Source organism: Bradyrhizobium sp. LHD-71 (assembly GCF_031157255.1).
GTDB lineage: Bacteria > Pseudomonadota > Alphaproteobacteria > Rhizobiales > Xanthobacteraceae > P52-10.
On the sequence record NZ_JAVIFX010000044.1, the window covers coordinates 27,642 to 49,068 of the forward strand.

Below are 21,427 nucleotides of genomic sequence, written 5' to 3' on the forward strand. Positions count from 1 at the left end.
CTCGCAGGCGACACTCGCGCCCGACTGCATCCTATTGGGATAACCGCGGTTTCGCGGTCGGGCGACGCTTAACTCAACCAAATATAAATGCTTTGCCCACAAACTGCCCGAATTGCAGAGAGCCGCGCCAGCGGCATCTCGCGCGCGTTTCCGGGGCACGTGTTACATGGACGATCTTCTCCGCGAATTCCTGACCGAAACCCACGAGAGCCTCGATCTCGTGGACGTTCAACTGGTCAAGTTCGAACAGGACCCCAACAACGCGAAGATTCTCGATAACATCTTCCGTCTCGTTCACACCATCAAAGGCACCTGCGGCTTTCTTGGGCTGCCACGCCTCGAGGCGCTGGCGCATGCCGCCGAAACGCTGATGGGCAGGTTTCGTGACGGCAAGGCGGTGACCGGGGACGCCGTTACACTCATCCTGTCGACGATCGATCGGCTCAAGGACATTCTCGCAAGGCTCGAGCAGACTGAAGCCGAGCCCGAAGGAAGCGATCGCGATCTGATCGATGAACTCGAGCGCATGGTGCAACAGGGCGAAGCGGCGGTGGCCGCGGTGCTGGACGCGGTCGTTAACGCAACGCAAGGCATGCTCGTTTCGCAAACCCTCGAACGCGCGCTGCGGCCCGGAGAGGTTTCGCTCGATGAACTGGAGCGGGCCTTTCGCGAGACGGTGCCGGACGTTGTCGTCGCGGCCGGGCCGGCAAAGGCCGAGCCGCAGGCCGCCAAAGCCGCCGCCAGGCCGGCCGCGAAGAAGTCCGTCATCGAGATGGATGCGCCGATGAGCGACGCCGACAAGATCGCGAACCAGTCGATCCGCGTGAACGTCGACACGCTCGAGCACCTGATGACGATGGTGTCGGAGCTGGTGCTCACGCGGAATCAACTTCTTGAAATCGTCCGCCGTCACGAGGATTCCGAATTCAAGGTGCCGTTGCAGCGCCTGTCGAATGTCACCGCCGAGTTACAGGAAGGCGTGATGAAGACGCGGATGCAGCCGATCGGCAACGCCTGGCAGAAGCTGCCGCGCATCGTGCGCGACCTGTCAGCCGAACTCGGCAAGCAGATCGAGCTCGAGATGCATGGGGCCGACACCGAACTCGACCGCCAAGTGCTCGACCTGATCAAGGATCCGCTGACGCATATGGTCCGTAACTCGGCCGATCACGGGCTCGAGAGTCCGGCCGATCGCGTCAATGCCGGCAAGCCGGAGCAGGGCACGATTCGCCTGTCCGCCTATCATGAAGGCGGCCACATCATCATCTGCATCGCCGACGACGGCCGCGGGCTGAATACCGAGGCGATCAAGGCCAAAGCGCTAGCCAACGGCATCGTCTCCGAGGTCGAGCTCGAGAAGATGACGGAAGCGCAGATCCACAAATTCATCTTTGCGCCGGGCTTCTCGACGGCGGCCAAGGTGACGAACGTGTCCGGCCGCGGCGTCGGCATGGACGTGGTGCGCACCAATATTGACCAGATCGGCGGCACGATCGAGGTGAAGTCGGTGTTGGGCGAAGGCTCGAGCTTCATCATCAAGATCCCGCTGACACTCGCCATCGTCTCGGCGCTGATCGTCGAGGCGGCCGGCGACCGTTTCGCCGTTCCGCAGCTTTCGGTGGTCGAGCTTGTTCGGGCGCGCGCGAACTCGGAGCATCGCATCGAGCGCATCAAAGACACGCCGGTGCTGCGACTGCGCAACAAGCTGTTGCCGCTGATTCATCTGAAGAAACTGCTGAGGATCGACGACGGCGCGGAGATCGATCACGAGAACGGCTTCATCGTGGTGACCCAGGTTGGCAGCCAAACCTTTGGCATCGTCGTCGACGGCGTCTTCCACACCGAGGAAATCGTCGTCAAGCCGATGTCGAGCAAGCTGCGTCACATTACGATGTTCTCGGGCAACACGATCCTCGGTGACGGTTCGGTGATCATGATCATCGATCCGAACGGTATCGTGCAAGCGATCGGCACCTCAGTCGCCAATGCAGCCCGCGATCTGTCCGATGAACATGAGGCGATGCGCAACGCGTCGAGCGATCAGATGACGTCGCTTCTGGTGTTCCGGGCCGGATCAACTCAGCCAAAGGCGGTGCCGCTGGCGCTGGTTACCCGGCTGGAGGAAATCGAAGCGAGCAAGATCGAGCTTTCGAACGGTCGGTACATGGTGCAGTACCGTGACCAGCTCATGCCGCTAGTCGAAATGGAGGGTGTCAGCGTCCGCAAGGACGGCGTTCAACCGATCCTGGTGTTTGCCGACGACGGGCGTTCGATGGGCCTTGTGGTCGACGAGATCGTCGACATCGTCGAGGAGCGACTCAACATCGAAGTCGCGAGCGGCCGCGACGGCATCCTCGGCTCGGCCGTGATCAAGGGGCAGGCGACGGAAGTCATCGATATCGGCCACTTCTTGCCGATGGCGTTCGCCGACTGGTTCAGCCGCAAGGAGATGCGGCCGTCGATGCAGGCGCAATCGGTGCTGCTGGTCGACGACTCGGCGTTCTTCCGCAACATGTTGGCGCCGGTGCTGAAGGCTGCGGGGTATCGCGTCTCGATCGCGACCAATGCGAGGGAAGGCCTTGGCGCATTGCGGGCTGGCAACCAGTTCGACGCGATCCTCACCGATATCGAAATGCCGGAAATGAACGGCTTCGAATTCGCCGAGACGATCCGCGCCGACCAGAAGTTCGGCCAAGTGCCGATTATCGCACTTTCGTCGATGGTTTCACCGGCGGCGATCGAGCGCGGCCGGCAGGCCGGTTTCCATGACTATGTCGCCAAGTTCGACCGACCGGGGCTGATTGCCGCGTTAAAAGAACAGACAACCGAGCTTCATCGCGCCGCCTGAGGACTTGAGATATGACTGCCAACGATACGGGCGCTGTGGCCAACACCACCGAATACGTCACCACGATGATCGGCGGACAATTGTTCGGCTTGCCGATCTCGCGCGTGCAGGATGTGTTCATGCCTGAGCGGCTGACGCGCGTCCCGCTTGCCTCCGCCGAAGTCGCCGGTGTGCTCAATCTGCGCGGACGGATCGTCACGGCGATCGACATGCGCGCCCGCCTCGGCCTGCCGAAACGTAGCGACGGTGCGCAGTCCATGGCCGTGGGCGTCGATCTGCGCGGCGAGTCGTACGGGCTCCTGATCGATTCGATCGGCGAAGTGCTGAAGCTGCCCGACGACGGCTGTGAGGTAAATCCCGTCAACATGGATCCGCGCATGGCGAAAATGAGCGCCGGCGTGCATCGGTTGGACGGGCACCTGATGGTCGTTCTCGATGTCGACCAGATCCTGGAGATGTCGTCGGACGCTATGGCAGCTTGAAGCGCGCACGTGCGTCACAACGAAGCAAGCAACCGGCACTTAGAAGGAGTTGCCGGAAATTTCGAGAAGAAGCAGAGGCAGTGCAATGAAGACATGTCTGGTTGTCGACGACTCAAGCGTGATCAGAAAGGTCGCGCGCCGGATTCTCGAAGGCCTCGAGTTTCAGATCACTGAGGCCGAGAATGGCGAAAAGGCACTGGAAGCCTGCCGCCATGTGCTGCCCGATGCGGTTCTGCTCGACTGGAACATGCCTGTGATGGACGGCTATGACTTCCTCCGCAATCTGCGGCAGATGCCGGGCGGCAACACGCCCAAGGTGGTCTTCTGTACGACCGAGAACGACGTTGCCCACATCGCACGCGCTCTGCATGCCGGCGCCAACGAGTACATCATGAAGCCGTTCGACAAGGACATTGTCACCGCCAAGTTTCATGAAGTCGGCCTGATCTAGCTGGCCCAAGGTGGCCGGGACGTCCCGTTCCGGCGTCACGCAATCGCGTTGTGTTGGTGAGTAATGAGTGTAGCGTTAGCGGCGCCGAACGGCGCCATCGATGCGCGGGACGAGCGTCTGCGCGTCATGGTGGTCGACGACTCGGCTGTGATACGCGGCCTGATCTCGCGCTGGATCGAGGCGGAGCCTGACATGTTCGTCGTGGCGTCCCTGCGCACGGGGCGCGAGGCCGTCGAGCACGTTGCGAGGGTCGATCCCGATGTCGGCGTGCTCGATATCGAGATGCCTGAACTCGACGGCATCTCAGCGCTGCCACTGATGCTGGCGAAGAAACGCGACCTGGTCGTCATCATGGCTTCGACGCTGACCCGCCGTAACGCAGAGATCAGTTTCAAGGCGCTGTCGCTCGGCGCGGCCGACTATATCCCGAAGCCGGAAAGCGCACGCGAGATCGGCGCCGCAGAGACCTTCCGCCGCGACCTGATCCAGAAGATCCGCCACCTCGGCGCCCGTCGCCGCCGGGCCAAACCCGTGCCGCACGGCCCGCCGTTGGTGCCGGCGCCTGGTGGCGCGCACGTGTCGCCCCGTCCGCCGGCTCCAGTGTCAGCCGGGCAGTTCACCCGGCGTCCGTTCGGCGCGACGGCTCCGCGCGTGCTCGCGATCGGCTCGTCTACCGGCGGACCGCAGGCATTGATGGCGCTGGTTACAGAGATTGGCCCGGTGATCGATCGGTTTCCGGTGCTGATCACTCAGCACATGCCGCCGACATTCACGACCATCCTCGCCGAGCATCTGGCGCGCGCAAGCAAGCGCCCCGCGCATGAGGCTGTCGACGGTGAGACCGTCAAGGCCGGACAGATCTATGTCGCACCCGGCGGCAAGCACATGCGGGTCGCCCGGCATGGCGCGGACATCGTCGTCGCGCTCGACGACGGTCCGCAGATCAATTTCTGCAAGCCGGCAGTCGATCCGCTGTTTCAGTCCGCCGCCGCCGTCTGGCGCGGAGGCGTCATGGCGGTGGTGCTGACGGGAATGGGCACGGACGGCATGCGCGGCGGCAAGGATGTCGTCTCGGCCGGCGGCAACATCATCGCTCAGGATGAAGCAACGAGCGTGGTGTGGGGAATGCCCGGTGCAGCGGCCCAGGCGGGTATTTGTGCGGCAGTTCTACCGCTCGGCCAGATCGGCCCGAAGCTGGTGCGTGTGTTTTCCGGAGATCGTTCGTGACGCCATCCGAGTACGAGTACCTGCAGAAATTGCTGAAAGAGCGCTCCGGCCTCGTTCTCTCAGCCGACAAGCAATATCTGGTTGAAAGCCGGCTGATTCCCCTCGCGCGGCGCAAGGGCCTGACAGGCATCAGCGATCTGGTGGCGAAAATGAAGTTCGGCGGGGAGCCGCTGATCGTCGCCGTGGTCGAGGCGATGACGACGAACGAAACTTTCTTTTTTCGCGACAAGGTGCCGTTCGAGCATTTCCGCGACACCATCATGCCCGCGATGCTGCAAGCGCGCAAACACCGCCGTACGATCCGCATCTGGTGCGCGGCGAGCTCGACGGGGCAGGAGCCATACTCACTGGCGATGATCCTGAAGGAGATGAGCGCATCGCTGCACGGCTGGCGAACAGAGATCGTTGCCACGGACCTGTCGCAGGAAGTGCTGGAGAAATCGAAATCGGGCATCTTCAGCCAGTTCGAGGTGCAGCGCGGCCTGCCGATCCAGATGCTGGTCAAGCATTTCACGCAGATCAACGAGACATGGCAGTTGTCGCCTGAAATCCGTGCGATGGTTCAGTTCCGGCAGCTCAACCTGCTGCATGATTTCTCGCATCTCGGCACGTTCGACGTCATCTTCTGCCGCAACGTGCTGATCTATTTCGATCAGGACACCAAGGTGAACGTGTTCAATCGCCTCGCCAGAGTGATCGAGCCCGACGGCTTCCTCGTGCTCGGCGCGGCCGAAACCGTGGTCGGCCTGAGCGCCGGCTTCAATCCCCATCCCGAACGGCGCGGGCTCTACCATCCGGCAGCGCCGACAGCGAAATCGCCGTCGATCGTGCCAATGATCTCGAACGCGCGGTTCGCGCAGGCCGGGCGCTAGTGTGGTTCAGAAATTCGCTCTCTGCCGCGAATCCGAGGAGCGAATTCTGAGGCGCCCGCTTCGGGACACCAGCGCTATTTCACCTCGATCTTACCCCTCATCGCCGGGTGCAGGCTGCAGATGTAGTCGTAGATGCCGGCATCGGCGAGCGTCAGCTGCGTTGTCTGGCCCTTGAGCATGATCGACGAACGCTGCGGCTTGGCTCCGGTGATGGTGATCTGATGCGGCGAGGTGTCAACGTTGTGCCAGGTGACGGGCTGGCCCTTGTTGACGACGACAGTCGCGGGGCCGAACTTGAAGTCGGCGATCGAGACGTCCCTGGGAGCGGGCACGGACTGGTCTGCCGCGCTTTCGGGCGTGCCTTTCAAGCTTGCAAGCGAAATGACAAAATCCTGCCCCGCATGCGGCTTGTGACACTGGAAACAGCCGGTCAGGTTGGCCGTGACGCTCGCCTGCCTGTCCGGGCCGAACACCTGATATTCCCATTCGCCGTTGCGAAGGTCGTCGCTGTATCCTCCGCCCCAGCCGTCGCGCTTTTCCATCACCGCGTAAGCGACGAGGTCTCCTTTTCGGAAGCGGCCGTCCGCGTCCCTGATCGGATTGCCCGCAGAGTCCAGCTGCGCCTTGTATTGGACGAGCGTCAGCACCGCGCCGCTCGGGATGGGCCGGCCCTTGCGCACGGCCTCGACCGCGGCAGGTGCCGCGTAGAGTTCACGATATTGCTTGATGTCATGACGATCGAGGGTGGCGTAGCGCACGCCCTTGTCGAAGCCTTCCGGGAACGCGACTTTGTCGCCGCCAGCGAGCGCCGCGTATCCAAGCAGTGCGCCGGACACAGAGCCGAGTGCGACGGCCGCGGCCAGCCCGAGCGTCCTCATACTCTCCTCCTTACGTGATGCGACGCAGGCCCCGGTCTGCAGCCAATTCGTAATAAAACGATTTTCGTTACGTTCTGGATTTGAGTGTTTTTGAGCTCCGGATCGGGAGCACACGGTGCGGCGATTTGCGCAGCCAACGCACCTATCTTCCGTATTGCCGCGGCAAAAAATAAACCCCGCCGGTTTGGGCGGGGTTTCGGAGGAAGCCTTCAGAAGGCTCAGGCGGGTATGCGCTCTTCTTCCTCGTGCGGCTCGCGCAGCACGTAGCCGCGGCCCCACACCGTCTCGATGAAGTTGCGGCCTTCGGAAGCATTCGCCAGCTTCTTGCGCAGCTTGCAGATGAAGACGTCGATGATCTTCAGTTCAGGCTCGTCCATGCCGCCATAGAGATGATTGAGGAACATCTCCTTGGTCAGGGTGGTGCCCTTGCGGAGCGAAAGCAGCTCCAGCATCTGGTATTCCTTGCCGGTCAGGTGCACGCGCTGGCCGCCGACTTCCACCGTCTTGGTGTCGAGATTGACGACCAGATCACCGGTCTGGATGACCGACTGGGCGTGACCCTTGGAACGACGGACGATCGCGTGGATGCGGGCGATCAGTTCATCCTTGTGAAAGGGTTTCGTCATGTAGTCGTCGGCGCCGACGCCGAGACCCTTGACCTTGTCCTCAATGCCGGCGAGTCCGGAGAGGATCAGGATCGGCGTCTTGATCTTGGAGACGCGCAATTGTTTCAGCACGTCGTAGCCGGACATGTCCGGCAGGTTCAAGTCGAGAAGGATGATATCGTAGTCGTAAAGCTTTCCGAGATCGACGCCTTCTTCGCCAAGGTCAGTCGTGTAGACGTTGAAGCTCTCCGATTTGAGCATCAGCTCGATCGACTGCGCGGTGGCGCTATCGTCTTCAATCAGCAGAACGCGCATGCCAGTCCCCTCTATCCGCCGCTCCGGGCGTCAGGTCGGCGCGAATAAAAGCCGCGCCGTGGAATAACGCCTTTAAACAACTGATTCGGACCCTGACTGGAGATGGTTAACAAATCCTGATTCCCGTCCGCAAGAGTCTTGCGTGCTAATTCTTCCGAATCGCACTAAGATGTTGCAGCAAACCAGTTTTTCTTCCCCACTCGTATTCAGACCCCGCTTTAGGACTCGGCGGTAACCGATTCACCCGACTCGCACCCCTGTTCTGAAGGCACGGGTCTTCAGTCATCAAAGACAGTGACGCAATGATTAACGATGCGGGTAAACACGGGGTTAAGGGAGCTGCGCCAATTGTCGGAGACTTAAGGCTTTCGCAATGAAGGCGCTGGCCGAACAGATCGCCGAGATCGATTCCGTCAACATCTATGGCCGCGTTGTGGGCGTGCGCGGCCTGATGGTCGAGGTTGCAGGACCCATCCATGCGATGTCAGTCGGCGCTCGACTGGTGATCGAGACCAGCACGAACCGCTACATCCCCTGTGAGGTGATCGGCTTCGCCGGCGCCAACGCCGTGCTGATGCCGTTCGGCAGTCTCGATGGCGTGCGTCGCGGCTGCCGCGCGAGCCTTGCCACGGCGGCCGGTCAGGTGCGGCCGTCTGCAGCCTGGCTCGGTCGAGTCGTCAACGCCATGGGAGAGCCGATCGACGGCAAGGGAGCGCTGCCGCAAGGCGCCTCGCCAGTCCCGTTCCGGAATTCGCCGCCGGCGGCGCACGCACGCAAGCGGGTGGGGAGCCCGCTCGATCTGGGTGTTCGGGCGCTGAATACCTTCCTCACCTGTTGCCGCGGCCAGCGGATGGGCATCTTCGCAGGCTCCGGCGTCGGCAAGTCGGTGCTGCTGTCGATGCTCGCCCGCAATGTGGACGCCGATGTTTCCGTGATCGGCCTTGTCGGCGAACGCGGCCGCGAGGTGCAGGAATTCTTGCAGGACGATCTCGGCGAAGAAGGGCTTAAGCGCTCTGTGGTCGTCGTCGCGACGTCAGATGAGCCGGCATTGATGCGGCGGCAGGCGGCCTATCTGACGCTGGCGATCGCGGAGTCCTTTCGTGACGACGGCAAGGATGTGCTGTGCCTGATGGATTCGGTTACGCGCTTTGCCATGGCCCAGCGCGAGATCGGCCTGTCTGCGGGCGAGCCGCCGACCGCGAAAGGCTATACGCCGACGGTGTTCACCGAACTGCCGAAGCTGCTCGAGCGTGCCGGCCCCGGCACCGGCGACGGCACCATCACCGGCATCTTCACGGTGCTCGTCGACGGTGACGATCACAACGAGCCGGTTGCCGATGCTGTTCGTGGTATTCTCGACGGTCACATCGTCATGGAGCGCGCGATCGCCGAGCGTGGACGCTATCCGGCGATCAATGTCTTGAAGTCGGTCTCGCGCACGATGCCGAGATCGGCGCATCCGGACTATCGGCCGGTGATCACGCGCGCCCGTCAGATCATGGCGGCCTATGCCGACATGGAAGAGTTGATCAGACTCGGCGCCTATCGTGCGGGCTCCAGCGAGGAGGTCGATGAGGCGATTCGCCTGCACAAACCGCTGGAAGGCTTTCTTGGCCAGGCCAAGGACGAGGCGACCGGGTTAATCGCTGGTTATCAGCTGCTGGCACAAATTCTAGGGCCTGTGGAAACGGAACGCTAACTTTGTCGGCCCATCATCCCGCGCGAAGTAGCGTCGGCGGGCCTTGGAAGGCCGCCAACACAGTCCCGTTTCACAAGGGACTTCGGGGGAGTATGAGTCGATGAAGTCACGAGAAACGCTCATCCGTCTGAAGAAATTTCAGGTCGATGAGAAGCGCCGGCGAGTTGCCCAAATCGAGGGAATGATCGCCGACTTTCAGCGCATGATCAACGAACTCGATCGAGAGATCCAGACGGAGCAGGAGCGGGCGGGCATCAGTGATCCGTCGCATTTCGCCTATCCGACTTACGCGAAGGCTGCGATCCAGCGGCGCGAGAACCTGCAGCGATCAGCCGACGAACTGAAGAGCCAGCTCGAAGATGCCAAGAACCATCTTGCCGAGGCTTTCGAGGAATTGAAGAAAGTCGAGCTGCTGGATGAGCGCGACCAGGCGCGCGAACGGGCCGAGGAGAGTGCGCGCGAACAGGCTGAAATGGATAACATCGGCCTGATGCGTTCGCGGATGACCGCGCTGGCCTGACGGCTCGCTAGTCCTCAAAATCTACCGAAAGGGTCAAGACCCGAGCGAAAAGCTCGGGTTCGTCGTTTCTGGCGGTTGGACTTCGCGAAGTGCGGCAGTATGCTTAACGAAAATTCACCGCTTCCTTCGAGGGAGCAGGCGAAATCGGCTGGCCGGCCCGCGGCCGCGGAGGGGTAGATCTCGAAATGCTGACGCCGGCAGAATTGGTCTGGCTGATCGCGGCTGTCGCCAAGGGTGACGAAGTGGCGTTCGAGCGCCTGTATGTGGCGACCCGCGCGAAACTTTACGGCGTCGTGCTGCGTATCTTGCGGCGACAGGATCTCGCCGAGGAGGTCATCCAGGAGTGCTATATCAAGATCTGGAGCAGCGCTGGGCAGTTCAACCCGAGCTTGTCGTCTCCGATCACCTGGATGGTGTCGATCGCCCGCAACCGTGCGATCGATCTGGTGCGCAAGCGCAGCGAGGCCTCGCTGGAAGACGAGCCGGAAGCCATCGAGGTGGCGTCCGACACGCCCGACCCGCTGGCGCGCCGCGAAATGAACGAAGAGCTCAAACGGCTGTTGGGCTGCGTAGGCAAGCTGGAGCCCGAACGTCAGCGTCTTGTGCTTCTTGCCTACTACAACGGATGGAGCCGCGAGCAACTGGCCGAGAAATTCAACACGCCTGTGAATACCGTGAAGACGTGGCTTCGCCGGAGCATGCTTGAAATCCGCGAGTGCCTGGGATTGGCATGATGAGCTACGACGAAGACCATATCGCGATGGCTGCCGAATACGTCCTTGGGACGCTGGACGGCGAAGAGCGCGCGCAGGTCGAAACCATGATGAGCGCCGATCCGGAGTTCAAGCTCCTGGTCGAGCAATGGGAGCGTCGGCTCGGCGAATTGCATGCGATGGTCGGTGCGGTTGAGCCCGCTGACGAGGTTTGGCGCAAGATCAGGACGGCGGTAACCGCGATCAAACCCGAAGCTGCGATGCGGCTGCCGGAGGTCACCTCGGTTTCGGCTGCTGTGCCGCCGTCGGTCAATGAGAATACGCCGGATGGCGGAAACGTCGTGCCGTTATCGGATCGCACCAGGCGCTGGCGCAGTCTGGCACAGTTGACGACGGCGCTCGCCGCCGGACTTGCAGCCTTCATAGCGGTGCAGGCCTATCGGCCCGATCTCTTGCCGGAGCGGTTGCGGCCGCAAGGAAAGACAGAGTTCGTCCAGGCGCCACAGGCTGCGCAATTCGTCGCCGTGTTGCAGCGTGATGGCGGACCGCCGGCCTTCATCATGACGATCGATACGGGCGCGAAAGAGTTCACTGTGCGCAGAGCTGGTCCAGAGGCTCCTGCAGGCCGCTCCTATGAGCTTTGGATGGTGTCCGACCGCTTCGCCCAGCCACGCTCGCTCGGCGTGATCGGTCCGACCGACTTCACCACCAAGCCCGTGTCGGCGTTCGACAAGGATACGATCCATGCGGCGATCTACGCTGTCACGGTCGAACCGGAAGGCGGTTCACCGAGCGGCGCGCCGACCTCGGCGCCGATCTATGCGGGCAAGCTGATCGAGACGGTGCCTGCCGCCTCGACACCACCGCCGGCGAAGCGTTGATCTGCGAGCCTATTCGCTTCCTGATCCCAAAAAAGAAAACGCCCCTGGGGGAGGGGGCGTTTTCCGTAGAGTCACTTGGGGGTCGTCTACTTACTTTCTAGGCGTTGGGGGTCCGCCTAACCACCCGAGGCAACCGTTGGGGGGCGCAAGAAGCCTCGGGAATTCGAATTCCTTTCTCCGTGCTAGCGAACGACCGACTGATCGGTCTTCGTCACCATCACCGGCTTGCCGGCCTTGATCACCTGAATTCGGTCCGTCTGCGCATAGGCTTCGCCGGCGTTGAAGCGCGCGGTGATGCCGATGCCAGCGATCGCCGTCGCCGCCACGAGCGCAACCACAACAATCTTCAAGTGGGTCGCTCGATCTGCACTGTAAAGCGAGTGGTTCATTCCGAGCCTCCGCTGCCTTGCCGCTGCGTTAATGGTTTGTAAGCGCAGCCACCTGGCAGGTTCATTGTCGTGGGGATGAACGTAGGCCGAGGAGACGACGTTCCAAAGGGGACCTCACAAGCACGTGAGATTTCGTGAAACTCGATGAACGCCGTTTGCGTGTTGTATTTACGCAACGTTCGCAAAACAAAAGCCTAACGAAATGAATGACTTGCGGTCTTGTGTCGGAACCGGCTCCCGGCAACGATGAGGTTCCCAAACCCGATCGGCACCCTTGCCGACCGCCATCGGCTAGATGCTCCCAACAGTCTTAAGTCTGGCGCGCGGATGGATTTCCGACTGCGACATCACAGATGTTTGAGCGCGGAACCGCTCCACCAGCGAGCGGACGAAGGGCCGGATCGCCGCCGACGTAACCAGCACTGGCGCTTCGCCTTCACGCGCGGCCTGCTCGAAACGTTCGCGCACGAGCGAAATGAATTCGGACAGTTTTGATGGCTGCATTGCGAGGCTGCGTTCCTCGCCGGTTCCGATGATCGACTCGGCGAATGCCTGCTCCCACTTTGCCGACAAGGCGATCAGCGGCAGATAGCCGTTCATCGAGGTGTGTTGAGCGCAGATCTGCCGCGCCAGACGCGCGCGGACGTGCTCGACGATGGTCGACGGATTGCGCGAGAACGCGACCGCGTCGGCAATGCCCTCGAGGATGGTCGACAGATCGCGGATCGAGATCCGTTCCGCGAGCAGGAGTTGCAACACGCGCTGGATGCCCGAGACGGTGATCTGCGCGGGGACGATATCCTTGACGAGTTCGGCCTGTTCTTTCGGCAGCTCTTTCAGGAGTTTTTGAACCTCGCCATACGACAGGAGGTCGGCCACGTTGTTCTTCAACAGTTCGGTCAGATGCGTGGACAGGACAGTCGCGGCATCGACGACCGTGTAGCCCTTCAGCGAAGCTTCTTCCTTCAGTGCGGCATCGATCCAGGTTGCAGGCAGGCCAAATGTCGGCTCGGTGGTGTGAATGCCTGGAACCGAGACCTGTCCGCCCATCGGATCCATGACCATGTAATTGGCCGGCCAGATGCGGCCCTGGCCAGCGTCGACCTCCTTGATCTTGATGATGTAGGTGTTGGCCTCCAGCTGGACGTTGTCGAGGATGCGTACGGACGGCATCACGAAACCCATCTCGATCGCCAGCGACCGCCGCAGCGCCTTGATCTGCTCGGTGAGCCGGTCGGTTCCGTCCGGCGCATTCACCAGCGGCAGCAGCGCGTAGCCGAGTTCGATCTTCAGATCATCGATTTTCAGCGCGGACGCGATCGGCTCTTCCGCCGCAGCCTGGGCTGCTGCGGCTGCCGGCGCGTCGACGGCGGCCTTCGCGTCGGTTGCGGCCTTTGTGCGCAGACGCTTGTTCGACGCCCAGGCCAGGTAGGCCGCACCACCACCAAGCGCCAGGAACGGCAGCATCGGAATGCCGGGCAGGGCGGCGAGAATCAGCATGACGCCGGCCGACATGCCGAGTGCGCGCGGATAGCCGGAGAGCTGGCCGATCAGTGCCTTGTCGGCGGCGCCGGTGACGCCAGCCTTCGACACCAGAAGGCCTGCAGCAGTCGAGACGATCAGCGCCGGAATCTGCGTGACGAGGCCGTCGCCGACGGTCAGCAGGGTGTAGGCGCGCGCGGCGTCCGCAAAACCCATATTCTGCTGGGCGATGCCGATGATCATGCCGCCGATCACGTTGATGAACACGATCAGAAGACCTGCGATCGCGTCACCGCGCACGAACTTCGAGGCGCCGTCCATCGCGCCGAAGAAGCCGCTTTCGTCTTCGAGCTCCTTGCGTCGTTCCTTCGCCGTCTTTTCGTCGATCAGCCCCGCCGACAGGTCGGCGTCGATGGCCATCTGCTTGCCGGGCATCGCATCAAGGTGGAAGCGCGCCGCCACTTCGGCGATGCGGCCGGAGCCTTTGGTGATGACGACGAAATTGACGATGACCAGGATGATGAAGACGATGAGGCCGATCACGAAGTTGCCGGCCATCACGAAGTTGCCGAACGCTTCAATAACGTGACCAGCGGCGGCCGAGCCTTCGTGGCCGTGCGAGAGGATCAGCCGTGTCGAGGCGAGGTTGAGCGACAGCCGCAGCATGGTCGAGATCAACAGCACCGTCGGAAACGACGAGAACTCCAGCGGCGCCTGGATGAACAGCGACGTCATCAGGATCAGGATCGACAGGATGATCGAGACGGCCAGCAGCAGGTCCAGAACGAGCGGTGGCAGCGGCAGGACCAGGACGACGAGGATGGTCAGGACACCGATCGCGAGCGCGATATCGCCGCGCCGGAGAAGATCAACGATATCCTTGAGATTCAGACCGCCTGCGGCTGCGCCGCCTTGCCCCGCCGTGACATCGACCATCGTCGCCGCATCTTCCCGCGAATGGCGCGCCTTGGCGCCAAAGATGTGCGCAGCGGCCGATAGGCCGCCGGCTCGAAAGTGAGGCACCGTGCTGGCGTCCACGGGGCTCCCCGCTTCAGTTGGCCGACGACACTCGACTTCACCCGGCAAAATTTGCCCAGTTTATGGTTAGCAAAAGGTTAAAGCGCTGCGTTTGCTCGCTGATTTGCTTCGACGTCCGGCTTCAAGAGAATATTGTTCTTAGAGTGCTTGATATTTAGGCAGCCCGGGTCAAATGTCCGCGGCCCATGCCCGTGCTCGATTCCCCCCTAGCTCCCGTCGCGTTTACGCCCGACTCGGCCGCCGCATGGCGGCGGCTCGCGCTTGCGCTGCTGATCGGCACGGTGGGCGGCGTCGGCATGTGGTCGGTCGTGGTCGTGCTGCCGATCGTGCAGGGCGAATTCGCAGCAAGCCGGGCTGATGCCTCGCTCGCCTTCACCATGACAATGCTGGGTTTTGGCGTCGGCGGTGTCGCGACGGGCAGGCTTGCCGATCGGCTCGGCATCCTGCCTGCCATTACGATCGGTATTGCAGCGCTGTTTTGCGGCTACGTCGGTGCGGGCCTGTCGACTGCGCTGTGGCAGTTCACGATCATCCATGTGTTGATCGGCCTCGGCGCCTCGGCGACGTTTGCGCCGTTGATGGCGGAAGCTTCGCACTGGTTCGTCAAGAGGCGAGGCATTGCTGTGACCATCGCTGCGAGCGGTAACTATCTCGCCGGCGCGATCTGGCCGCCCCTCGTCGAACGCGGGACCGCACTCTACGGGTGGCGCGCGACGCATGTGGCCATCGGCATCTTCTGCGCGATCGCCATGGCTATCCTGCTGCTGATCCTGCGCTTCAGCATGCGTGGAACGGCGCGGCAGACACAGGCGGCGATGCGGCCGAGCGTGAACGTGGGCATCAGCACCAATGCGCTCACGGTGATTCTGTCGATCGCCGCATTCGCCTGTTGTGTTGCGATGGCGATGCCGCAGGTGCACATCGTCGCCTACTGCGGCGATCTCGGCTACGGCGTTGCGCGCGGCGCAGAGATGCTGGCACTGATGCTGGCCTTCGGCATCATCAGCCGGATCGGTTCAGGTTTCATCGCGGACCGTTACGGCGGGATGGTGACGCTGCTGATCGGCTCGATCGCCCAGGCGATCGCACTGATCCTTTATATCTTCTTCAATGGGCTGACATCGCTTTACGTCGTCTCGGCCCTGTTCGGCCTGTTTCAGGGTGGGCTCGTGCCGAGCTACGCGCTGATCGTGCGCGAGACCATGCCGGCGAACGAAGCTGCTACGCGCGTCGGCATCGTCATCATGGTTTCGGTGGCGGGCATGGCGTTCGGCGGCTGGGTCTCGGGCCTGATCTTCGACGCCACCGGCTCCTACCGCGCTGCCTTTCTCAATGGCGTGGGCTGGAACGCGCTCAACATCGGCATTGCGTTGATGCTCCTGTTCCGATCACGCCGCCGGCCGGCGTTCGCCTGAAATATGCCCTTAAGCGACGCCGACCAGCATTTGATTGCGCAGCAGCGTCGTTGTAAGGGTGCAGTCTCGCCGCACGCTCTGCGGCGGCGCTCCTGAAAAGGGCCTGTAGCTCAATGGTTAGAGCCGGCCGCTCATAACGGTCTGGTTGCAGGTTCGAGTCCTGCCGGGCCCACCAGCGAAATCAAACACTTGGAAAATCGCAACTTTCTTGCGGGACCGCCATCCGAATTTTCCTAGTGACCTGACCTGCCGCTAAGGCACACTGTTTTTCGTTACGATGCTCATCTTTCTTTCGTCGGCTTGCCGCGTGCGATGACTCTTCGCCACTGATCCACCGAGGTCAGATTTTTTCGCCACGTGGCAAAATTGTTTTGCGTTCGGGCAGCTTTTTTCGATGGTCCAGACCGGGCCTGCTACTGCGGATCAAACGGAGGAATCCATGGCAGTAGATCGTCACCGCAATCCGCTCTTCGGTCCAAATCGCTTCAAGCTGGGTGTCTTCAGTGCCAATTGCGATGGCGGGTTGACCATGAGCCTCGCGCCCGAGCGCTGGAAGGCAGATTGGACCGACATCGTCGCAATGACGCGCATTGCTGACGACGCCGGACTTGAATTCATCCTGCCGGTTGCGAAGTGGCGCGGTTATCAAGGTAAAGCAAAAATCTATGGTCGCTCGTTCGAAACATTGACCCACGGAGCGGCTCTTGGTGCATTGACGCGCAACATCGCAATCTTCTGCACCGTGCACGTGCCGCTGGTTACGCCGGCATTCGCAGCAAAGGCCATGGCGACGATCGATCACGTTACCAATGGGCGTGCCGGCCTGAACATCGTCTGCGGCTGGAATCAGGAAGAATTTGATCTTCATGGTGTGACCATCGACCAGGACGCACGCTACGATCACGGATTGGAATGGTTTCGAATCTGGTCCAAACTGCTGGAAGGCGGGCCCGAATTCGATTGGGACGGGCAGTTCTTTCACCTCAAGCGGTTGCACACTGACCCGCTTACGATTCAACGGCCTTGGCCGGCGGTGATGTCGGCCGGCTTTTCACCCAAGGGGAGGGACTTCGCGGCTCAGGCAGCCGATGTTCTGTTCACCAACGTGACGCAACTGGGACAGATACCCGGAGTGGTCGGCGATATTCGCGACTACATGGCGTCGCGAAACCGAGATATCTCGGTTTTCACCATGGCGCATGTCGTCTGCCGCCCGACACGGCGCGAGGCGGAGGAATTCTTCCATTACTTCGCCGAAGAGATGGCGGATGAGGAAGGCCAGAACTATTACCGCGAAAAGCGAGGCACCACCGCCGGCAGCGGCAAGACCACCGTTGCCCGTCCGTTCGACACACGCTTTCATCTGGCAACGGGCAAGCGCTATGCCGGTGCCTATCCAGGGGCCTTTCCGCTGGTCGGAACCCCCGACGACATCACCGCCGAGCTGGTGGCGATGAGCGAGGGAGGATTGGCAGGCAGTGCGATCGCATTCCTCGACTACCTGAAGGAAATCCCTTTCTTTGTGCAGGAAGTGCTGCCGCGACTGCAACGCGCGGGGCTGCGTCAGCCAGTATCTACGGGTTGATTGGAGTGGAGTCGTCGCGCTCGCCGAATTCTTCACTGAGGAAGTCGAGAAAGACGCGAAGTTTGGCAGGCATGAACTTGCGGCTCGGCAAGACGACATAGAGGTCTGGATCGACCGAGCGCCATTGCAGCAGCAGCGGCACGAGCCGGCCGGCCTGCAAATCCTCTTCGATGAGAAAGTGTGGGCTACGGACGACTCCAAGACCGGCCAGTGCCGCAAGGCGCAAGGTTTGGGCGTCGGTCGACCGCAACTGGCTGGTCGGTGCAACGGCCACGCGACCTTCCGGTGTGTCAAACTCCCATTCGACGACCTCGCTGCCTTGAGCATAGAGCAGGCAGTCATGACCGGTTAGGTCCGCGATTTCCTCCGGCCGGCCTCGTCGCGCCAGATAGTCGGGCGCAGCGCAGACCACTCGATGCAGCCGCCGTAGCCGTCGCACGATCATCGTCTGGCCGACCGGATCCAGAAACTGCACCGACGCGTCGTAACCCTCCTCCACCAAATCAGGCTGACGCTCGGTCAGGTTCACCTGCAAGGTCAGCTTCGGGTACCGACGCAGAAAATCAGGTAGTCGCGGTGCGATACGGAACATCCAGAATAGCGAGGTCGAGCTGACCCTGAGTGTCCCTTCGGGCGCCAGGACACCATGACTGGCCGCAGACTCGGCCAGCTCGAGTTCCGACAGAGCACGCAGGCAGTGATCCAGGCAGATCTGTCCGGCCTCGGTCAATCGCAGGCGACGCGTCGTGCGTTCCAAGAGTCGCACGCCGAAGCGCGCTTCCAAGAAGCTCACATGGCGCGTCGCGGCGGCATTGGATATGGATAGAAGATCGGCCGCGCGCGTGAAACTGCCGAGTTCTGCGACACGGGCAAACACCTGGATACTCTTCAGGATGTCCATATTATTTCTTTATGCACAATAATCATTTGCTGTCTCCTCCCTAAATCACGCTTGACGGGGATTGGTACTCTCGCCGCGAGCAATAACCAGTCTGGCCGAAGCATCAGGCCAGATGCCAGAAGCCGGGGCGGGGACAAATGACGAAAGCTGAAATCGCTTCTATATCCGCAGTCGCAGAGGCCGAGGTGGAGCAGCAAACACCGGCCGAAAAGCGTGCAGCGTGGCGGGCCTTTTTCGCCGCGTATCTCGGCTGGGTGTTCGATTATTTCGAGGTCTATTTTCTGACCATCGTCATCGTGCCGATGGCGCTCGAGTTCGCCTGGACACCCGGACAGGTCTCAATCATTCTCTCCGCTCAGCTTGCCTCCATCGCTGTCGGTGGAGTGATATGGGGCTATCTATGCGACCGCTTCGGCCGTCGCTGGGCCTTGCAGCTTTGCATCTTGCAGTACTGCATCGGGACGTTGGCGCGCGCCTTCACACCGAATTTCGAGTTCATGCTGTTCTTTACGATCTTCGCCGGCATCGGCATCGGCGGCGAGTACGGCGTCGGCCAAACGCTGGTGACAGAGACTGTGGGCAGCAAGAGGCGTGGTGCGTGGAGTTCGATGCTGTACAGCGGCATCTTCATCGGCATTGTCATGGCAGCCGTCGCCGGCGGGCTGATCGTACCGGTCATCGGCTGGTCCTGGTCGCTGATCGTGGCTTCCCTTCCGATCATCCTTGTCGTCTTCATCCGCGCCGGCACGCCCGAGTCGAAGTTGTGGGAGGAGCGCAAGCGCCGCGGCGAGCACATCGTTCCCTGGTCGGAATATCGCAGCCCGGCCTTTCTGCGACCGCTGCTGCTTTGCTATGTCACGGCTACCCTCCAACTCTTCGCCTATTACGGAATCACGACGCTGATGCCGACGTATCTCGTCAGCGTGGCTGGCTTCTCGCTGAGCAAAGCGTCGTGGTGGGTCTTCTTTACTGGGCTGGCCGGGTTGGCCGGCGCGGTGGCCGCAGCGGTGCTGATTGATCGTATCGGCCGGCGTGCAACCTTGTCCGCATTTGCCATCCTTGGAGCGGTCGGTGGACTGCTGGTCTTCAGTCTCTGGTCGCGATTGGAATCGCTGACTGGGATCATGGTTCCGTTCTTCATGCTCTACGCAGGATTTGGTGCGACGGCTTCGGTCTTCGGCTCGCTCTTCTCCGAGATCTTTCCGGTGGCGCAGCGTGCAACAGGTATGTCCAGCGCACTGCAATTCGCGCGCGGAACCACGTTCGCGGCGCCGCTTTTGGCCAGCGCGCTTTACCCCAGCATTGGCTATCCACCGCTGATCATCGGGGCCGTCGTGCTGATGGTGTTGTTGTCCATGATCGCGTGGGCCTTCCCCGACACGACTAACGCAGCCGTCGATTACTGATCCTCATGTCACGGAGTACGCAGGTGATTCTGTTTATCGGTCTAGGTCGGATGGGATTGCCGATGGCCGTACACGCTCTCAAGGCCGGCCAAGCTGTCGTCGGCTGTGATCCTTCTGAATCCCGCCGGGTCTTATTGATCGAGCAGGGCGGCACCGCTTGCGACGAGCCTTCCACTTTTCTGCAGGAAGCAAAGGCCGTCGTCATAATGGTCGGCGCCGAAGCGCAGGTGGAGCAGATTGTCACCGGTCCCGGCGGCCTGGTTGAGCGCTGCCGTCCGGGGACACTTGTGCTGGTGGTCAGCACGGTGGCACCGGATCTCGTAGCACGGCTTGGCGAAGCGACGGCGGCCCACGGCCTGCGCCTCGTCGATGCACCGGTCTGCCGGGCGGAAATGGGCGCCATCGCCGGCAACTTGCTCGCGTTCCTTTCGGGGCCTGAAAGTGACTGCAGGGAAGCAGCCGTACTGATGCGACCCTATAGTGCGGATATCGAGATCGTCGGTGAACGGCTGGGTGCGGCGCAAATCGCCAAAACGGTCAACAACATGATCCTCTGGGCTTGTGCGATGGCGAACGAAGAGGGACTTCGATTGGCTGCCGATTGGCAATTGGATCAAGGGGCCCTGCGCCGCGCACTCATGACAAGCAGCGCCAACAACTGGGCGCTGCAGAACTGGGACAACGCCAAGAAGATGGTGTGGTCTATCAAAGATATGGAGATCGCTTTGCGGACCGCTCAGAAATCCGCCGTCGCCGTGCCGCTGGCAGAGACGGTCGAGCAGCTGGTCCGGAAGAGCTCGGTCCTGGCGCACGCCTGATTGAGCGCGGACAGCAGTTCGGATTGGCCAATTGTTTCGATTCCGTCTGAGATCGCGATGCCTGCACGAGGGCATTGCGCCTGCGATCATCGGCGTGATCCTAAGCGTTGCAGCTCTTCGCGTGAAAATGCTCTACTTCGCGACGCCCACGAAATCATAATGCGGCGACGTTCCAATCGTGACGTCGCGGATCGTGGGCTTGTTGATTACGTTGGTCCTCTTGGTTCGTGAACCGCTGATCCCGGCGGCGCAATGCCGCAGAAGTGTTGCGCTTCGGCGTCACGGTCATACATCTTCACGCATGACCGACCGCCGCGACCAGGAGCCTGATCGGCCGCATCTTGAGCCCGAAATCATCCCGCCAGGCCGGCAGGAGCGCGATTCGGGGCATGTCTTCATTTCGATCGACGAGAATGGCGACGCGCGCCGCGTTTATATCGCGCGGCCCGGCCCGCTCACCATCATTGTCGCCCTGGCGGTTCTAGTTCTGATCGGTCTGCTGCTCTTGATCGTGCTGCTGAGCGTGGCGCTGATCTGGATTCCGGTCGCCATCGCGCTGCTCGCCGCGGTCGTTGCTGTGGCGACATTCCGTCACTGGTGGCACCGGCTTCAGAACTGGTGGGCCCGACGCTGATTGGAGGCATCTCGCGGAATGTCTGACGCAGGTCTGCGAGCAGCCGGCGATAAGCAGCCGACTTGAACTCCGCCGCGTGGTGCGCGCAACTCTTCGAGGTCATGTCGAAGCACGGCACCCTTCATCAAGCGATTGATCCCGACAATAGCACACTAGTGTCCCGAATCCGAAGTTCGCTATACTTTGCAGCGAGCTCAGAGCGAACTTCGGATTCGATCAGGACACTAGCAAGTTTATGATTCTAGTGTCGTTTATGGATCAGAAATTC

General features: G+C 61.5%; 19 protein-coding genes and 1 tRNA gene. 15 read left to right on the forward strand and 5 right to left on the reverse strand.

The genetic code is table 11. From position 1 onward, the window contains the following. The first annotated feature begins 166 nt into the window (after window positions 1-166). From RCO31_RS32210 to RCO31_RS32230, 5 genes are all read left to right on the forward strand, one after another. Window positions 167-2,848 (forward strand): hybrid sensor histidine kinase/response regulator, encoded by a 2,682-nt coding sequence (locus tag RCO31_RS32210; RefSeq protein WP_308972464.1) that lies wholly within the window; start codon window positions 167-169, stop codon window positions 2,846-2,848. 11 nt (window positions 2,849-2,859) lie between these two features. Then, on the forward strand, window positions 2,860-3,330 hold the full coding sequence (locus RCO31_RS32215) for a chemotaxis protein CheW (protein WP_308972465.1): 471 nt from the start codon (window positions 2,860-2,862) through the stop codon (window positions 3,328-3,330). A gap of 85 nt (window positions 3,331-3,415) precedes the next feature. Next, on the forward strand, window positions 3,416-3,781 hold the full coding sequence (locus RCO31_RS32220) for a response regulator (RefSeq protein WP_308972467.1): 366 nt from the start codon (window positions 3,416-3,418) through the stop codon (window positions 3,779-3,781). A gap of 63 nt (window positions 3,782-3,844) precedes the next feature. Further along, the gene (locus RCO31_RS32225) at window positions 3,845-5,008 is read left to right on the forward strand and encodes a chemotaxis response regulator protein-glutamate methylesterase (RefSeq protein ID WP_308972468.1); all 1,164 of its coding nucleotides are present in this window, start codon (window positions 3,845-3,847) and stop codon (window positions 5,006-5,008) included. Beyond that, window positions 5,005-5,880 (forward strand): protein-glutamate O-methyltransferase CheR, encoded by an 876-nt coding sequence (locus RCO31_RS32230; RefSeq protein ID WP_308972469.1) that lies wholly within the window; start codon window positions 5,005-5,007, stop codon window positions 5,878-5,880. Before RCO31_RS32225 ends, RCO31_RS32230 begins: the two co-directional genes overlap by 4 nt. A gap of 74 nt (window positions 5,881-5,954) precedes the next feature. Here the strand turns inward: RCO31_RS32230 and RCO31_RS32235 are convergent, their stop codons facing one another. Both RCO31_RS32235 and ctrA read right to left on the reverse strand, forming a co-directional pair. Continuing rightward, window positions 5,955-6,758, reverse strand: a complete 804-nt coding sequence (locus RCO31_RS32235; RefSeq protein WP_308972471.1) for a cytochrome P460 family protein — start codon at window positions 6,756-6,758, stop codon at window positions 5,955-5,957. Window positions 6,759-6,976: 218 nt separating this feature from the next. Continuing rightward, window positions 6,977-7,678 (reverse strand): response regulator transcription factor CtrA, encoded by a 702-nt coding sequence (gene ctrA / locus RCO31_RS32240; RefSeq protein ID WP_308972472.1) that lies wholly within the window; start codon window positions 7,676-7,678, stop codon window positions 6,977-6,979. Window positions 7,679-8,051: 373 nt separating this feature from the next. On the opposite strand from ctrA, the gene fliI reads away from it, so the two are divergent. The 4 genes from fliI to RCO31_RS32260 all read left to right on the forward strand — a co-directional run bounded on the left by fliI (window position 8,052) and on the right by RCO31_RS32260 (window position 11,491). Further along, complete coding sequence (gene fliI / locus RCO31_RS32245) at window positions 8,052-9,377, forward strand: flagellar protein export ATPase FliI (RefSeq protein WP_308972473.1); 1,326 nt, start codon at window positions 8,052-8,054, stop codon at window positions 9,375-9,377. A 100-nt stretch (window positions 9,378-9,477) separates the two neighbouring features. After that, on the forward strand, window positions 9,478-9,897 hold the full coding sequence (gene fliJ / locus RCO31_RS32250) for a flagellar export protein FliJ (RefSeq protein ID WP_308972475.1): 420 nt from the start codon (window positions 9,478-9,480) through the stop codon (window positions 9,895-9,897). A gap of 185 nt (window positions 9,898-10,082) precedes the next feature. Then, the gene (locus RCO31_RS32255) at window positions 10,083-10,631 is read left to right on the forward strand and encodes a sigma-70 family RNA polymerase sigma factor (protein ID WP_308972476.1); all 549 of its coding nucleotides are present in this window, start codon (window positions 10,083-10,085) and stop codon (window positions 10,629-10,631) included. Next, window positions 10,631-11,491: an anti-sigma factor domain-containing protein gene (locus tag RCO31_RS32260; protein WP_308972477.1), complete on the forward strand. Its 861-nt coding sequence runs from the start codon at window positions 10,631-10,633 to the stop codon at window positions 11,489-11,491. The genes RCO31_RS32255 and RCO31_RS32260 overlap by 1 nt, the downstream gene beginning before the upstream one ends. A gap of 182 nt (window positions 11,492-11,673) precedes the next feature. Here RCO31_RS32260 and RCO31_RS32265 read toward each other — a convergent pair whose 3' ends face one another. Continuing rightward, a complete protein-coding gene (locus RCO31_RS32265; RefSeq protein ID WP_308972478.1) occupies window positions 11,674-11,880 on the reverse strand; it encodes a hypothetical protein in 207 nt (68 codons plus the stop codon). Between the two features lie 291 nt (window positions 11,881-12,171). Beyond that, window positions 12,172-14,400 (reverse strand): flagellar biosynthesis protein FlhA, encoded by a 2,229-nt coding sequence (gene flhA / locus RCO31_RS32270; RefSeq protein WP_308972479.1) that lies wholly within the window; start codon window positions 14,398-14,400, stop codon window positions 12,172-12,174. 185 nt (window positions 14,401-14,585) lie between these two features. Here flhA and RCO31_RS32275 point away from each other — a divergent pair, with 185 nt between their 5' ends. The 3 genes from RCO31_RS32275 to RCO31_RS32285 all read left to right on the forward strand — a co-directional run bounded on the left by RCO31_RS32275 (window position 14,586) and on the right by RCO31_RS32285 (window position 17,400). Next, a complete protein-coding gene (locus RCO31_RS32275) occupies window positions 14,586-15,815 on the forward strand; it encodes an MFS transporter (RefSeq protein ID WP_308972480.1) in 1,230 nt (409 codons plus the stop codon). A gap of 99 nt (window positions 15,816-15,914) precedes the next feature. Continuing rightward, a tRNA-Ile gene (locus RCO31_RS32280) sits at window positions 15,915-15,990 on the forward strand. A 219-nt stretch (window positions 15,991-16,209) separates the two neighbouring features. Then, window positions 16,210-17,400, forward strand: coding sequence for an LLM class flavin-dependent oxidoreductase (locus tag RCO31_RS32285; RefSeq protein ID WP_308972481.1), 1,191 nt, complete (start codon window positions 16,210-16,212; stop codon window positions 17,398-17,400). On the opposite strand, the gene RCO31_RS32290 is transcribed toward RCO31_RS32285, so the two are convergent. Next, window positions 17,390-18,301 (reverse strand): LysR family transcriptional regulator, encoded by a 912-nt coding sequence (locus RCO31_RS32290; RefSeq protein WP_308972482.1) that lies wholly within the window; start codon window positions 18,299-18,301, stop codon window positions 17,390-17,392. The two genes, RCO31_RS32285 and RCO31_RS32290, sit on opposite strands and share 11 nt — an antisense overlap. Before the next feature lie 137 nt (window positions 18,302-18,438). On the opposite strand from RCO31_RS32290, the gene RCO31_RS32295 reads away from it, so the two are divergent. From RCO31_RS32295 to RCO31_RS32305, 3 genes are all read left to right on the forward strand, one after another. After that, window positions 18,439-19,707 carry an MFS transporter gene (locus tag RCO31_RS32295; protein ID WP_308972483.1) on the forward strand — a complete coding sequence of 423 codons (1,269 nt, stop codon included), beginning with the start codon at window positions 18,439-18,441 and terminating at the stop codon, window positions 19,705-19,707. Between the two features lie 23 nt (window positions 19,708-19,730). Beyond that, window positions 19,731-20,525: an NAD(P)-dependent oxidoreductase gene (locus tag RCO31_RS32300; RefSeq protein ID WP_308972484.1), complete on the forward strand. Its 795-nt coding sequence runs from the start codon at window positions 19,731-19,733 to the stop codon at window positions 20,523-20,525. Window positions 20,526-20,826: 301 nt separating this feature from the next. Continuing rightward, window positions 20,827-21,159 (forward strand): hypothetical protein, encoded by a 333-nt coding sequence (locus RCO31_RS32305; protein ID WP_308972485.1) that lies wholly within the window; start codon window positions 20,827-20,829, stop codon window positions 21,157-21,159. Window positions 21,160-21,427: the final 268 nt, after the last annotated feature.